Raw genomic sequence first — 15,632 nt, 5'->3', positions numbered from 1 at the left:
GTAAGATTTAATGCAAGCATAACAAATCCAGTTACAACTATATCGTCATATTTTGTCGAGTGAAAATAAAAAAGACACCCAAAGGTGCCTTCCTCCGACTTGAATCACTTTAATTCTAAGAATATGTATTGGACTCCCATTCAAGTATCATTTTTCTCAATGAATAATTGGTATATTTTAGGGTATTTCTTGCTATTTTTATGTTAAGATATTTTGGTTGATATTCATCTTATTTTAGGAGGTTGGAAGATCTGTTACATGCTTTTCATATGGATTTTAGTTTCTATACAGAAAATATAAAAGTTTTAGGGTTATTAGGGAATTCTACTCGATTATCAATTGTTTGTAAATTGATTACATATGGAACGTTGTCAGTTTCTGATTTAAGTAAGCAAACAAGAATTACAGAGGATTTGATTGTACAACATTTGCGTAAATTAGCCTTTGGAAATATTGTAATTAGTGAACGTATAGGGAAAAGGCTTTATTTTAAAATAAAAGATAATAAAACAATTGAGATTATTAAGGTATTAGGTTTACAAAGTTAAATTTAATTACTTTCGCTACAAATGATTTTTCTATAACTTAATTGTGCAAAATCATTTGTAGCCCACCTATGGAAATAGGTAGGTTTTTAATATACAAAAAGGCGCCCATATAAGGGTGCCTTTTCCAATAGTTTTTAGCAGAAACAACTGCATCCGATAATGATTAATAAAATAAACAATACAACTAAAAAAGCAAATCCTCCAGCGAAACCGCAGTTGCCGCAACTACCACCATATCCCATAGCAATAGTCTCTCCTTTAAATCAGAAGGTAAAACTAGGATTCATTTCAGGGTTCTTAATGGATTCAATGTACTTTATGATTTTACGCATAGATTGAGCAGGTCTTTTTGAAAATAAAAAAAAGACGCTATAAAGCGCCCCCCCATGTGGGTAAATAAGAAGTAAGGTTTCTAAGATAACTGAAAAAATAGAACAGGTGCTCAAATTTTATCACGATTTTTTACTGAATGAACATGCATTATTACATATCACAATAAATACCTCTATTTTCCATTTGATAAAATATATTACCAATATTGACAATGTTTAAATAAATATTTCTATAAATTCAAAATATTTACAAAAATTACAAAAGTGATACATTTAAGGTGCAAGTTATAAAACATATTTAAGGGGGATTTATTATGTTTAAGAAATTAGTAGTAGGAACATTAGCAACTGGTATTGTATTAACTGGAGGGATTGTAGCAGCATCAGCAAGTACAGAAGGTGTAGATAATACTAAAAATTCAGCACCAATTGTCCAACGTACCCAAATACTTAAAGATGATTTCAGTCTGATAAATGGTGAAAGAGAAGTGTCGTTCGAACATGTAAAAAAAGCGGATATGAGAGTTCATATGACAAACAATACTAAAGGCACGCTTGACTGGTTTTTAAAAGATTCAAAAGGTAATGTTATTGATAAGGGATCGTTAGCAGCAGGAAAAGGTTTTACAAATACGTACAATACTCTTTCAAAAGGTAAATATAAGCTTAAAGTTACTCACAGAAATGGTGGTTCTGGATCATTCTATGCAGCTGCCCGTACTTTAGACTAATATAAATGTACATAGAACCATCTTAAATGTATTGAAGAAGAACAATCGGGGAGTTTGAGGATTAAGGATTTTTGTTATAATATCATCGCGCGCAAATGAAAAATCAAAAAAGGCCTACCTCCGGAAATAGGTGGGCTTTTTAATACATAAAAAAAGACACCCAAAGGTGCTTTCCTCTGACTTGAACCACTTTAATTTTAATAATATGTATTGGGCCCTCATCCAAATATTATTTTACTATGTTAAAGTGTTTTATCCATTTATTGAGAAACATGAGTTAATGTTTTTTTATATCTGGTTTCTTCTGTTTTAAGAATGAAGTTAGCAAATATTCATTTTTAAATTTGTCATAAGAAAAGCGACATATAACTTCTTCTGTATAAAGATCCCATATAAATGTTTTATTTTTTTCGTTATTTATGTTTTCTGATGTTCCGTTTCCTTTATCCCCATCAAATGCAGCGACAACTTGATCATATGTCATGTATTGTTTTAATGAATTATATGATTTGAGTTTATCATAATAATTTTTATTACCTTTAAACTCTTCGAGTTCCTTGATTTTATCGTTTAGTTCTTTTTCTTTTCTTGTATTATCGGAAATAAGTCTATCTATTTCTTTTTCGGAAAATGTTTTACTTGCAGTAGTAGCATTTGCTTCTTGAAGGCTTGGTACTATTAATGCCATTCCAAAGAATAAGCTGATTGACACTAAAAATGCTAGACTCGTAACAATAAAGGTCTTTTTAATTGGCTTTTTATTTATTAATTTAACTAGCGCAACAATAAAAGTAACGATGGTAACCAGTATGAATAAATAGAAAAACCATACTAATGTCTTAGTGAACGAATAGATAAGTATATCAGGATGATCGTCCTTTAGTTCAGATACGATAGTGAATATGGTGAAAAAGGTAATAATGAAAAATAATATAATCCCTGCAACTATAGTTACCAGTGATTGTTTTCTTGTCAGGTTCATGTGTATCCCCTTATAAAATGTAAGATTTCTCAACCAAGCATAACAAATCCAGTTACAACTATTTTGTCATATTTTGTCGAATGGAAATAAAAAAGAGAGCCGAAGCCCTCTAAAATCATTTATCAATAATTATCCCCACTAGATTCAAAATAATATGAATCTGAATTAACACAGCAGATACATGTTGTCTGTTGGATAAATAATGGACTAAGTGAAGCGTTAGCTGTAGTGGCATTTGAGAAAGTAATACTTTGAACATCCTCAAATAAGAAAGTTTTTCTATCTCCTGGTGTTAATGTAATTGTTTGTGGAGTTGTGGAATTAAATGTTCTGATAGTCAATGTAACAAACGCGGCAAATACAGGGCTAAAACTAAAGCGAATTAGAGTTTTATTGTGATTAGTTGTAAAATTTTCAAATAGGGTAATTGTAGAACCGGGTGGAATTTCAAGACTTGTAGGGGTAGTTTCAGAGCCGAAAATTGTAAATGTCTCTATGAAACAGTTATTGGAGCTTGAAGGGTTGCATGATTTGTCTTTTTTCTTGTAATATTTCTTTCCATCTTTACAGAAATAATCTGCCATATCTAATCATTCCTTTCAAAAAAGAGTTTAAGGCTGTCCCATATATATTATGAAGGTTGTATAAAAAAGTTCTAGTTTAAAAAGAGTAAATAAAAAAGGCTAGGATTTCCCCTAGCAAAGGGTTATGTCGTACAGAAAGGTACAAACTTAATGTTTGTGATTTCATTATATAGCGTTTCTGAGGTGGAAGGATTGACTCATAGCAATCTTTACGTAACTTTTACATGTAATTGAAGTATTTGATAACACAGACATAGACTTATTAGAAATTGAAATTATTAAAGGAATCTATGTATGTGTAAATTTTTAACAAAATTATTATTGGAATAAAAAAATGGTCCTTACTATTACGTAAGAACCCCATAATCGAAGAAAAAAGTCGTATGTGAAACCAAGTGGGAATCACAATAATATTTTAACACCTAAATATATAGTTGTCTATACAACTAATTAAAAAATTGTTATTTAAACGAAGAAGCCCTAGATTTAGGGATCTAGGGCTTCTTGTGTCGGTATAACTCACACAATTTTATGAAAAGAAAAGAACTTACTGAAGATAACACATGAATGTTTCGTAAATGTATCAAAAAAGTGAACAAAATAGTTATTTGAAAAAAGGACCTCTTACGGAAAGATAAGAGGCCATCAAAAAATGTTGTATTTGAAACACGTGATATTTCACGAAGGTATTATAATATTAATATCTATATATTATGTATATAAAATTTAAAAGTTTGGTATAAATAATAAACTGTATAAAAGTCTTATTAGAAAAAGAAGCCTTAGGATTATGGTGATAAGTGGACGGACAATCATGCTGTTTTAATGAGTTTACTAGATGAATATGAAGTGTACTGTAACGAAAATAATATAAATCCGATATGGAACGGTTAAGGAAATCAAACAAAAATTTCACTTTGTTATAAATGAAAAGGCAGTTGTTTCCGCAACCACCTTTTTATAAAACAGAGCAACTTTTTCAAATATAAAATATGAATGATACTGAAAAAGATTATAGGACGTTAGCCAATTTTTATAATTCAAGTGACGAATTCAAATTATGAGAAAGGACTATTGTATTGTACGAAATATTTTTTGAATGGTTACAAATAAAAAAGCAGCTAGCAAAAGCTAACTGCTCGGTTCTCCAAGGGGGAACAAGGAGAAAGTAACTTAATGGGTTGTCTACATTATTGACGGAATATTGAGTTTTATTCAGGGGGGTTACTAATTATGTAGGTTACATGAGAAGTCCTATTAACATCCAGGCTGCCCCGATTAGAACTAAAGTTTCAAATGTAATCCAAAATTTTCTCTTTTCTGGTTTTTGAAATTCTTTAATTACAGAAAATACGGCACTTATTCCTACGAGAGTGAAAAGAGCGATTCGAATTGTATCAGTCATGTGTATCACCACCTAAGATTTGAATAGTTTAATTATATATTAGTTTCCGTTTTGTGGAAATATAATAGAAAGTGAGGAATAACAATGGGACAAGGAAACCGTGGGATGGCATTTGAAATGCTTATTAATCTAGCAAATGAAATGTATCAAAGAGGGGGAGTGGCGCTTATAAACAAGCGTCCGACTCCTGTGAAGGTGTTAAAAAGCAAAGGTGGCCGTGTACTAAGTGGATTCTATGAAGCTAAGAGTACAGTAGACTATGATGGCGTGTATAAAGGACGAGCTATTGCATTTGAAGCGAAGTCTACAGAGAAAGATACACGTTTTGATTTAAAGAACATTGCACAGCACCAATTAGATTATCTGGAGAAAGCAGAGAAGATGGGAGCGATATGTTTCTTCCTAATTGAGTTTAGCAAGGACAAGTCAATATTCGTCGTACCACTATCAGTCATTCAATCTTATGTAAGGATGTCTCATCAACCGAAGGGCAAGAAGTCCATACCAAGAGCAGACTTTGATATTTATGGATACTTAGTAGAACAGACAGAACGAGCGCCAGTTGATTACTTACAATACGTAGATGAAGCAGTAGCACCGGTTATGTTTGATGGAATAATTCAGATTGATCAGGACCATAAGAAAGTAGCGAATAACATTGAGGTAGCAAAAGAGAAGATGGCTAATAAGAAACGTAAGTTATTAAAGGCTTAATGGATAACGGAACCATGCAGAGTGGATGATGGGGGCTACTTGCTATGCATGGTTCCCTTCTTCAACAAAGAGATAGTAAAATTTCACGTACCTGATGTAAATGTAAAAAGACAAATTCAGAAATAGGGGGATTCCTTCATGGAGAGACAATTAACTTTATTACCGGCTATTGATAGAGAGACAGAAAAACAGGTTCAGAAAGAAGTAGTGAAAATACTAAAGGAATACCGCGCATTGAAAATGCGTTTTGAGAATGAAGTGGAGTTACAACACGAAGGAATCAGTTTGTTCCCGGAGATTAGGGACACAAGATATATTAGCAATATCAAGTTCAAGCAGATCGATAAGGTTTTACAGTACGTTTTAGACTATGACGAGGCAGAAATCATCAAGAGGAAATACTTAAATGCAGATAAGCCGAAAGACAGCTTTATTTACACTGAATTATCGATGAAGAAAGATCACTTCTATTATAAGAAGAAAAATGCGATTCGATTGATCGCTACATCTTTAGGGATGATTTGAAGATATAGAAAAATAGTATATTTTGTAATATTTGTATGTTAATATATTTTAGTAATTTGTTTTTAATATATTAATAGGGAGATTAAATTATGTTTAAGAAAATGAATCTATTATCAGTTCTATTTGTAAGTATATTGATTTTACTTACAGGGTGTGGAGGCTCTTCGTTAGCTTTTAAAAAGGGAGACAAGTACAAGGAAAGTGATGGACGTAGATTTATAGAAGTAGTAGAAGATAATGAATGGAAAATGCACGAAAAGAAAAATCGTACTAATGAATATGCTTTATATAAAGTTGAGGAAACTGAATATAAGGCTGGGGAGTATGCTGTTGTATCATTATCTTTGAAAGAGCAATTTGGTAAAAGTGATCCTTTGCACTTGTCATCTGGACCTGAGAAATATTTAGTAGCACCTACTGATAACGGAATGTCTATTGGAAGAGTAGATTTTGATATGAATAATCATTGGGAAAAATTCCAAAAGAATTTTAAAGAAGCTGAAGATAAGGAAGCTTTTTTAAAGGAAGTTGCTGAAAAGCTTAATTATAAATATGAGAAAACAAACTAAATAGTACATATAGAGTAGAGTCATTATATTGATTCTGCTCTTTTTGTATTTAAAAACGTCGACAAAACGCCGATAAAAAAGGGGGAATTTTAGAAATGAAAATAACGATAAATTATATGTACAAGCCCTTTGACAACCGCATATCGAAGAGGATTAGTACACCTATAAGTGAAACGTTCTTATGCGAGAATGTCACGGTAACGTATACCGCATAGTAGGGCGGGCACGGCGGTACGAACCCGCGTTAAGACGAAAAGACCAATGAGTTAATTACAATGACATATTCCAGTGTGGCGGGTGTGAGATAATTCGCATTCGTCATGCTGTTTTTATTGTATTTATCAATCAGCTCGGAATGCGTCCTCTGGGTTGATAATAAATATAAGTCTATTTCTCTCTAATATGTCGGTTCTTGAAAATGGAATGGGGGTGGTTGCTCATGATTGAGTGACACTTGCATTCTAGAAAGCTAAAAAGTATACGTATCTCGTACATTAGTAATTACCCATGATTCTTATTAATGACCAAAACGAGGGCAAAGAGTTCCACTCTTTGTTTGAGCCAATACAGCGGAAACATTCCCCTTCCGTCCCTCTAGTGTATTGGTTCAAACAAGGCGTCGGAAGAAACATATACGTCTTGGATATAAATATTTTATAATTTGGCATTGGTCAGCTAAGGCCCTGCGACAGCCGATGTATTGACCAGCTTTATGGAGCATAAACGAGAGAGTCCCTAGCTCTCTTTGAACCGATGACAGCTCTTACGCATGGAGCGCCTACTGAACGTCGTCGGTTGAAAGAGGTTATGGAAGCTCTTGTGTTTCTTCCAGTCACCGAACGTAAAGCGCGTAGCTAATAAGGGCTAAAAAATTACATGATGCGGTGGCTTGGAGAAGGTTGAGAGTATCAGCCTTGATCTAAGAGAAATTTTTGCCATTTGTTTTCTCCCTTTTCTCCCTTTTCTCCCATCCTCTTGAAAGCTGTCACTTCGGTGATGGCTTTTTTGATATAATTAAAGAGAGGGGTGGATAAAATATGAATTTAAATGAATCTATACTTTATTTTGATAAAGAGAAGATAACAGAGGATAGAATAGTATCTCATGTTAGACATTATGTTGAACTAGCAAAAAGAGGTTTAAGTGTAATTGAAAATGATGATAAAGAAGCTATGAATTGTTTAAAAGAAATCAGAAGAACAATGTCTGAAGAGTACAAGTATTATACTAAATCTAAAGTCCAATCAATAATGTGGGATAGCGACTTGTATAGTACATACTATCACTTTATACAAGAAGCCTTTGTAAAACAAAACTCTCCTAATGCATACAAAACTTTAGGGAGTAACTTATATGATGTAATGGATTACGGAAGGCATTATTATAGAGAATATTTAAAGTGAGCATCCATAACGGGTGCTTTTTTCTTTGCTATATAGAAATTACATATTAAACAGACATTTATATACGTGGTTACTACACGCTAAGGAATAGTAATAAAAAGATGAGACCGATGAAACCATATAAAAACCAAAAGAATCCTAAGATGGGGAATGTTTTATGAAATTTAAGCATGGTAAACCTCCTTGAGTATATAGAGGATTATAATATATCGTCGGTCTATATAGAAGGAAAAACAGAAATTGGTATATGCTAAACGAGGGTCTGGAAAAAATGTACATTTGGATTAAAGGATTCTATGCAAATAGGTAGAATGTAATTACTTGGTTTACATTTTAATCCAAGGGGTACAAATTCGATGCGACGTGAAAAGGATTTGTTGAAACAATGGAAGGCGGATTTACAAGCTGTTCAAGAAGAGAAAAGGCTGAAGAAGAAGGCTAAGAAAAAGAATAAGAAATATAATATTCCGGGTAAGACAGCTGACTTCATGGATGGCAAGAATACTTATCGTAAAGAGAATGGGGTATGGAAACAAAGAAATAAATAATGTGAGGATAAATAAATTTGATTAAGTTTATAGCAATTATCGTAGGCGCTGCCGTAATCTGGGTGGCGTCTTGTTTGTTGTTAAGGAAAGATAAGACGTGAGATAGACTTGCAAATTAAAATATTATTAGTTTGAAACATAGACTAGTAAACAAACTATTTCTACCTTTTAATCATAGAATATGATGAATTCTACTTTTAGAGGAGGTAATCATATCTATGGGATGGGATAATAATTTTGGACATTCTCGAGATTGTAATAGATTTTGGGATGATTTAGTATTTTGCGGTTGTGGCCGTAGACGAAGAAGAAACGATTTTAACGACTGTCATTGTAAACGTGACTGCGATTGTGATGAGTGTCGTCGTAGACGTAATCATGACCGTGATCGTGAACATGAACATGGTGAACATAGAGAGTGGTAAATTCTTTTGAAAGAGTGCATATCTTAATCGCACTCTTTTTTATTATGCTTTTATTAGTACTTATTAACTCGAAGGATACAGTTTCAATTTGATTTAATACCTAACAAAACAAACGAACATAATGAACGAAAATAAATGTTCTACTTAACTGTCTAAAAGTTGATACTTTTAGATGATGCGGGGAAATGATGTGAAAAATCATTGAAATCATACCTTAAATCCATCTAAGGGTTAGTCTGAAATAGAATATATAAAACAATGATAACTTTTAAATAGTATTAGGGGATGATTGATGAAATTAGTTTGATATGCACGAGCTAGTATAAGAGAGCAAGATCTAGAATTGCAATTTGAAACGGTAGGAACATATGGTTGTACAAAAATATTCACTGAAAAATAGAACGGAGCGAAAAATCTTATGGAAACATAAAGTTGTTGAAATTTTTTTGTGAATTCATTAATATGGAATTATATTTATTGTTTATTTGATTCCGTTTATTCCCACACTTTATGTGTTGTGGTTGAGTTGTAGAAGCAAGTTGCGTCTTGTTTCAATTGTGAAAGGGCTTCTTTGAGCCGATTAGTGTATATATAGCTTATTTTGCTATGTACATTTTTAATCGACTTGAAGAAGCCCTTTTTGTGTTGTTTTCAAGTCTGTTTGATTGGTAGAACTCATTATTACACGGGGTAAAAATTATTATTTAGGGGGATTTATTTATGAATATCAGTTATGAAGTATCTTTATTTTGTTCTGCGCATCCAGATGAACTTATTCCAAGTTTACGTGCATTACGAATGAGAGTTACAAAAGAAGGGGCATTTTGGGAACGAGATTGTTATCAGTTTTCCGTTAAACCATCAAACTTGTCACAGCGAACAGCAAAACAAGCAGGGGAAATCTATTTGTATCATGTTCATTTTAATGGATGTGTACGGGATTTCCTTTTTTTATTGGAAAGATGTTTTAGAGGGACGAGTTTTCGCTTTACTGCTATCCGTGGCTTTTTAGATGTAGAAGGTTATTCACTTAAGAAATGGAAACCAATTCTACGTAACCACCATATAAACTCTGCAGATGTAGATTGTATTTTCAAGAAAGATGATCTTGTAATGATTGTGCATCACCATGGAGGTTTAGAAGTGGCTAAGCGTGCGGAGAAAGGTGAACAATTAAAAAAAGTAAACTTTCTAGAGATAGATAGCTGGTTACAAGCACTAAATCCTACAAAAGAGGATCTATTCTCTTTAACAGGTGTGAGTGTATCGTAATGAGTGAGTTACATAACTATATGGAAGTGTACAGACAGAGGGAATGATAGAAATCCGTAGTGAAAAATGACTATGAATTTCTGTCTTTTATTTTATTCAGGGGGATTTTAGTATGAATTTATTTGAACTGTTTGGTTTAGAGGTAGGAGAAGACATAATGGTACAAGATGTGAGAACAGATAAACAAGTTCGCAATCGATACAGTTATGATGTAGGTGAGAAATTAGTGGGAGCAAAGAAAGAAATACGAGCTTTAAAAGAATCATTTTTAGTATCATTTTCTCTAGATATTTTAGCGGAAATTGAAAAAGAATCCGCAGTAGAGGCGCTAAATGTATTGGATCGAAACACATTGATTCCATTTTCTTTTGAACAAGAAAAAGAAAATGATGTCCCGCCACGTGTTGCAAAGTTAAAGCAACTGCTAGTGGGCAGGATTAATAAGAATCCAATTGTAGATACACCGACTGCAAGGAAACTATATGTTCAAGCATGTAGAAGAATATGGCATGATATACAGTCGGTACATACCTCAGAACAATGGGTAGATCTTGTTGTCTCTTATGGTATGGAAATGAGCAATGGTTGGTCTGCATTTAGAAAAAATAAGAATGTAACATTCACATTTAAAAGAATGGTAGAGGAATATTTTGATGAGTTTGTTAATGCAAATGGTATGGAGTTATTAATATTAGGAAAGAAATTCATATCACTTTGTACAAATTCAAAAAGTGTTAATTCTACGTACCTTCGTGTATCACATGAGCTAACATGGAATGATTTACTTACGAAAAAGGTTACAACTCGTAAGAAATCCGCAGCTGTGTGGAGTAGGAAACTGCCAGATACCCTACAAAGAAAAGGGATAGGAGTAGAAATTGCTACCAAACCTGAAGACGTAGTTGCTATGTTTGGGTTAAAGGGGATGCAATTTGGTCATTATTGCACCGAACAATACGCAAAAGAACATATTGGGCATGTATCTGAAGCGTTACATGATTTAGCTCGTATATTGGGGATTCCACCTGAGTATATAGGGTTAGGAGGACGCTTAGGACTTGCGATTGGTGCGAGAGGAAGCGGCAATGCATTAGCACATTATGAACCTTCTACCAAAGTCATTAATTTAACTCGTGATAATGGAGTTGGGGCATTGTGTCATGAATGGGGACATGCATTGGATCATTTCTTATATGATTGTAGTCATGATTTTCAAAATGGTAGCCTTGCTTTCTTATCAAGTGGGAAGAGTATTGGGAATATCTTGCCTGCTATTATCAAGGAAAAGATGCAAGCTGTGTTAGATGCTTGCAAACAAGGAAAAGTGGCCAGAGTAATCAACGTGGAAAATGCCTACAGTAGAAAGTGGTATTTCTATGGTGGTGTTATCGATAGTTATGATGTGTTTAAAGGAAATATTTCAAATATTTTAGAATCACATCATGCTAGTTTGTGTAGGAAGCTTGATACTTTATCAGGAGCAACAAAGACGCGTATGGAGCGTAAAATTGAAAAAGAATTTGAGAAAACCGCACAAATGTTAGCTGCATATCATTATAAAAAAACAGGCGAAAAACTTGGTGAAATATCCTACCAAGTGAAAGGGTCTGTATACTTTGATACAGCCATTAAGTTAGATAAGAAGAGAACCAAAAAGTATTGGTCTACGAATCATGAGATGTTTGCTAGAGCATTTGAAGCATATGTAGAATCAGCTTTGCTAGATCAAGAACATAGAAACGATTATTTAGTTTGTGATACATATTCTTTTGTGTATCCGTTAGGAGAACAAAGAGAATATCTAAATAGAAGTATAAAGAGTTTAATGGAAGTATCTGTTCCATATATAATAAACACTATACAAGGAGTGGGGAAAAATGAATTATAACATTCAAAAAGGTCAATTTCGTTTAACAAGTGCTTATCCAAGAGGTAGCTGGTGGGAATTTTATCGTATTACTTGTCCGATTTGTCATGATACAGGTAATTGCATGTTACATGTTTCGCAAGAGAAGGTAGCATGTACGCGTGTAGAAAGTAAATGGATTTATGGAAAAAACACGGGCAATCCAAGCTACATTCACTACATAAATGGAAAAGAGAAGTATCAATTGCCTGAGGTGGATGAAGTTCAGATTCATGATAAGAAAAATAATGAGGAATTAGATGTGTTTAATCGTAAGTTAATGGATTTCATACGATTACAAGAGCATCATCATACACATTTATTACGAGATAGAAAAATGACTGAAGAACAAATACAAGTACGTCAATATCGCTCTTTTTTAAAACAACAAATTGAGTTAGAAGAGAATAATACATATACGACAGTTTGGGAAAAATTATTTAATCAGATTGGGAATAAAAACTGCTGGCAGGGAATTCCGGGATTTTATGAGATGAAGAAAGGTCAACTTTCTCTTCGTTTGATGTCAGGTTCTCCTGGTATATTGATTCCTTTTCGAAACCAGTACAATCAAATTGTTGGATGGCAGGTTCGTGTTGATAAAGTGAAAAACTCCATTCATATAAAATCGGCACCTACTGGAGTTCAAGTGGAATTAATCGAACAACCTAATGTTGTAAAGATAACTAAAAATGGTGATTGTATCTTTGAAGGCGAACTAGAAGTGAGCAAAAAGGTAGAGATTCCATTTCATGAGGAACGAATTGTTGTAAAGATTCATAAAGGGCAAAAATATTTGTGGCTCTCATCAGCAAACAAAAATCAAGGAACTGGTGCAGGAGGTAGTGAAAATCCACTTCCTGTACATGTAGCGGTGCCAAGCTCACATTTGAAACATTGGAAGTCTGGCACGTTGCATCAAACAAAATCAGTGCTGATTACAGAGGGACCTATGAAAGGTGCGAAACGTTCCACTATAACTGAGTAGTCTCATGAAATGTGGGGATATATTTGTAGAATATATCTAACTATTTACTCGAATTATTAGGTGAAAGTCCTAATCATGACTAATGAACATTGTCATGACTATAATACTCCAACGTGCGATGTGGACTGTAAGCTACATGGTGCGGAGCTTGGAAAAGTCGTAATTCAAGTAACCTAAAACCTCGGTCATGGTGAAAATAATGCGGTAGTCCTTAAAAGCAGTCTATGATGAGACAACAAACCCATGTGTGAACTGTCGTGAGGACCTTATTCTGAAAAGAATACAAAGTAAATAACTTACACTCTCTTTCATAGTGTAATGTTCTAACTAGTTGAAATGCTAGTTTGCATAGGAAAACAATTGTTCATTAAATTCCATATGATTTACCGGCAGAGAGTGGGCATCTAAGGACATGCAAATAAAGGGATAGAGTAAATGGAACGTTTGAAGGCTATGTTGGGAGAGATTACAGTCTCAATGAAACTCATAGCTGGCAGAGGTGTCATAGTAGTGATGATTGTTGTCTCAATGACGTTACTATAAGGAACCATTCCGAAGTGTAACAGAGAGGAAAAAACAACGGGAGCGAAGGACACCAGTCGGTAATTTAATATTTCTTAATCTATCAACGTCCAAATGAGGTTAATCCGAATAAACAGCTAATTCATGAAATCTACTCTTCTTTAACAATGAAATAAAGAAGGTGATGTAGTGAAGGTAAACAGACGATTGATTAATTCTGAAAGCGACCTAATCAAAACACTAGAGGATTTATACTTTATGTCCAAGGAAGGTAAAAACTTTTTCAGCATCATGGAAATATTATCTAATGAAGAAGTGATCAAAACCGCCATCCACAACATAAAGAGTAATAAAGGAAGCAAGACTGCGGGGATTGATGGGAAAACTATTGATGATTTTCTACAAATGGAAACATCTAGTTTAGTAGAGCTAATCAGGAACACTATTAATAGCTACACACCACAACCGGTAAAGCGCATCTACATTCCAAAAGGGAATATCAAATCCAGTAAGAAATCTGAAATGAGACCATTGGGTATCCTTAATATGATAGACCGCATTATTCAAGAGCTAGTGAGGATGTTCATTGAACCTATTGTAGAAGCTAAATTTTACAAGCATAGTTACGGTTTTCGTCCCTATCGTAGTGCGGAACATGCTCTAGCCAGAATGAGAGACGTAGCGCGTAGAAGCAAAACGTATTGGGTGGTTGAGGGTGATATCAAGGGTTATTTTGATAACATTAACCATAATAAATTACTAGAAATTATGTGGAATATGGTGATTAAGGACAAAAGACTGTTAGCCATAATTAAGAAAATGCTAAAAGCAGGATATATGGATGAGGGAAGGTATTACAAAACAGATAAGGGTACGCCACAAGGAGGAATCATTAGCCCCTTACTAGCAAACATTTATCTGAACGGTTTTGACTGGTTTATAGCCAAAGAATACGAATACCATCCATACACCAATAGGTATCAATCAAGAAAAGCTGCATACCAAAAATTAAGAAAAGAAGGACAATGTCCAACCTATTTAGTTAGATATGCAGACGACTGGGTTATATTAACAACTAGTGAAGAGAATGCAACGAGGTTGTTGAAAAAAGCAGGGAAATATCTCAAACATGTACTCCATCTTGATCTGTCGAAGGAAAAGACACTTATCTCCGACCTGAGGATAAGACCTCTAACATTCCTCTCCTATAACATGAGGTTTGGAATGACAAAGGAGAATAAGGAAGCACCGTTACTATATCCTAATATGAAAGCGGTTAGTAGGTCAGTTGAAGAGATTAAAGTTATTGTTAAAAAACTAAGGTACAGTCCGGACAACGAGTGGTTTGCTACAAACATAGAAAAAATTAACGAAAAATTGATTGGATTAAGCAACTACTTTAACAAGGGCATTAGCAAACGTACACTAGAGAAAATTGACAATAGGCTATTCTGGGGAGTTTGGAAGTCTTTTAAAAGTTATTTTAGATATGAAAAGGATACAAAGATGGCAATGAAACACTTTGTTCCTATGAATATTTTAGGAAATCGTATTAATAGACATGAAAAGTATCAAGGAAAAACTCTAGCAATAGAGATTGATGGTATCTTGATTGGTATAACCAAGAGTGCCATTACTCCAGTACAATACTCCAGAAACTTTAATCAAGATATGACACCTTATACGCCTGAAGGAAGAAAACTTTATGCCAAAACGATGGAAAAAGTTCCTCCTCTTGCGAGACCAGCTACATATAAAGCAGATGAGTTATTTATAGCTCATTCAGATAAGAGTCGGGAATTTACAAACTTCGAATATATGATGAACAAAGACTATGCGTACAATCGAGATAAAGGTAAATGTCGAGCTTGCTCATGCTACTTATATGGCAAGGCACATTGCTATTATAAAAAGAATACATTACCCATGGATGAAATCAACAAGGTCAAGAATTTAATCTCTCTTTGCAATGAGTGTCACTAGTTGGTACACAATAGCAAACCAATTGAAGGCACAACCAAAAGAGTGAAATTGATTGAAGAGCTGAGGAAGACAATAAGAGATTAAGAAATATAACAACGCACATCGCGAGATGTCACGTTGTACATAAGAACAAATTATCGATGGCAAGCCGTATGCGGTGAAAATCGCACGTACGGTTTAGAGTGGGGGAAAAGA

General features: G+C 33.9%; 15 protein-coding genes and 1 pseudogene. 12 read left to right on the top strand and 4 right to left on the bottom strand.

Translation table 11 applies throughout. The features are described from left to right. The first annotated feature begins 269 nt into the window (after positions 1-269). The gene (locus tag H6481_RS20860; RefSeq protein ID WP_182813092.1) at positions 270-548 is read left to right on the top strand and encodes an ArsR family transcriptional regulator; all 279 of its coding nucleotides are present in this window, start codon (positions 270-272) and stop codon (positions 546-548) included. A 134-nt stretch (positions 549-682) separates the two neighbouring features. On the opposite strand, the gene H6481_RS20855 is transcribed toward H6481_RS20860, so the two are convergent. Further along, positions 683-790, bottom strand: a complete 108-nt coding sequence (locus tag H6481_RS20855; RefSeq protein ID WP_182813078.1) for a YjcZ family sporulation protein — start codon at positions 788-790, stop codon at positions 683-685. Positions 791-1,194: 404 nt separating this feature from the next. Between H6481_RS20855 and H6481_RS20850 the strand changes: the two genes are divergently transcribed. Beyond that, the gene (locus H6481_RS20850; RefSeq protein WP_182813076.1) at positions 1,195-1,611 is read left to right on the top strand and encodes a hypothetical protein; all 417 of its coding nucleotides are present in this window, start codon (positions 1,195-1,197) and stop codon (positions 1,609-1,611) included. Positions 1,612-1,888: 277 nt separating this feature from the next. Here H6481_RS20850 and H6481_RS20845 read toward each other — a convergent pair whose 3' ends face one another. The 3 genes from H6481_RS20845 to H6481_RS20835 form a co-directional block, all read right to left on the bottom strand. After that, the gene (locus H6481_RS20845) at positions 1,889-2,593 is read right to left on the bottom strand and encodes a hypothetical protein (RefSeq protein WP_182813074.1); all 705 of its coding nucleotides are present in this window, start codon (positions 2,591-2,593) and stop codon (positions 1,889-1,891) included. Positions 2,594-2,715: 122 nt separating this feature from the next. Beyond that, on the bottom strand, positions 2,716-3,177 hold the full coding sequence (locus H6481_RS20840) for a hypothetical protein (RefSeq protein WP_088114968.1): 462 nt from the start codon (positions 3,175-3,177) through the stop codon (positions 2,716-2,718). Positions 3,178-4,417: 1,240 nt separating this feature from the next. Further along, the gene (locus tag H6481_RS20835; RefSeq protein WP_088114967.1) at positions 4,418-4,582 is read right to left on the bottom strand and encodes a hypothetical protein; all 165 of its coding nucleotides are present in this window, start codon (positions 4,580-4,582) and stop codon (positions 4,418-4,420) included. Between the two features lie 84 nt (positions 4,583-4,666). Between H6481_RS20835 and H6481_RS20830 the strand changes: the two genes are divergently transcribed. The 10 genes and pseudogenes from H6481_RS20830 (at position 4,667) to ltrA (ending at position 15,437) form a co-directional block, all read left to right on the top strand. Next, positions 4,667-5,296 carry a Holliday junction resolvase RecU gene (locus H6481_RS20830; RefSeq protein WP_098828110.1) on the top strand — a complete coding sequence of 210 codons (630 nt, stop codon included), beginning with the start codon at positions 4,667-4,669 and terminating at the stop codon, positions 5,294-5,296. 138 nt (positions 5,297-5,434) lie between these two features. Beyond that, positions 5,435-5,821 (top strand): ArpU family phage packaging/lysis transcriptional regulator, encoded by a 387-nt coding sequence (locus H6481_RS20825; RefSeq protein WP_182813072.1) that lies wholly within the window; start codon positions 5,435-5,437, stop codon positions 5,819-5,821. 89 nt (positions 5,822-5,910) lie between these two features. Continuing rightward, on the top strand, positions 5,911-6,390 hold the full coding sequence (locus tag H6481_RS20820; protein WP_182813070.1) for a DUF5512 family protein: 480 nt from the start codon (positions 5,911-5,913) through the stop codon (positions 6,388-6,390). 1,037 nt (positions 6,391-7,427) lie between these two features. After that, positions 7,428-7,793 carry a hypothetical protein gene (locus tag H6481_RS20815; RefSeq protein ID WP_182813068.1) on the top strand — a complete coding sequence of 122 codons (366 nt, stop codon included), beginning with the start codon at positions 7,428-7,430 and terminating at the stop codon, positions 7,791-7,793. Positions 7,794-8,149: 356 nt separating this feature from the next. Continuing rightward, positions 8,150-8,341, top strand: a complete 192-nt coding sequence (locus tag H6481_RS20810) for a hypothetical protein (protein WP_086404364.1) — start codon at positions 8,150-8,152, stop codon at positions 8,339-8,341. 218 nt (positions 8,342-8,559) lie between these two features. Further along, the gene (locus tag H6481_RS20805) at positions 8,560-8,766 is read left to right on the top strand and encodes a hypothetical protein (protein ID WP_182813066.1); all 207 of its coding nucleotides are present in this window, start codon (positions 8,560-8,562) and stop codon (positions 8,764-8,766) included. Positions 8,767-9,486: 720 nt separating this feature from the next. After that, complete coding sequence (locus H6481_RS20800; RefSeq protein WP_182813064.1) at positions 9,487-10,038, top strand: hypothetical protein; 552 nt, start codon at positions 9,487-9,489, stop codon at positions 10,036-10,038. A 112-nt stretch (positions 10,039-10,150) separates the two neighbouring features. After that, on the top strand, positions 10,151-11,926 hold the full coding sequence (locus H6481_RS20795; RefSeq protein ID WP_182813063.1) for an LPD1 domain-containing protein: 1,776 nt from the start codon (positions 10,151-10,153) through the stop codon (positions 11,924-11,926). Beyond that, positions 11,916-12,902 (top strand): annotated as a pseudogene (locus H6481_RS20790) (hypothetical protein); the annotation flags it as partial. The gene H6481_RS20795 and the pseudogene H6481_RS20790, both read left to right, overlap by 11 nt. 741 nt (positions 12,903-13,643) lie before the next feature. Continuing rightward, on the top strand, positions 13,644-15,437 hold the full coding sequence (gene ltrA, locus H6481_RS20785) for a group II intron reverse transcriptase/maturase (protein ID WP_182813061.1): 1,794 nt from the start codon (positions 13,644-13,646) through the stop codon (positions 15,435-15,437). Positions 15,438-15,632: the final 195 nt, after the last annotated feature.

Origin of the sequence: Bacillus sp. ME78, assembly GCF_903970865.1 — a bacterium.
In the GTDB taxonomy this organism is placed as follows: domain Bacteria; phylum Bacillota; class Bacilli; order Bacillales; family Bacillaceae_G; genus Bacillus_A; species Bacillus_A cereus.
The sequence above is the reverse complement of the archived record's forward strand: the minus strand, read 5'-3'. Positions and strand labels throughout refer to the sequence as shown.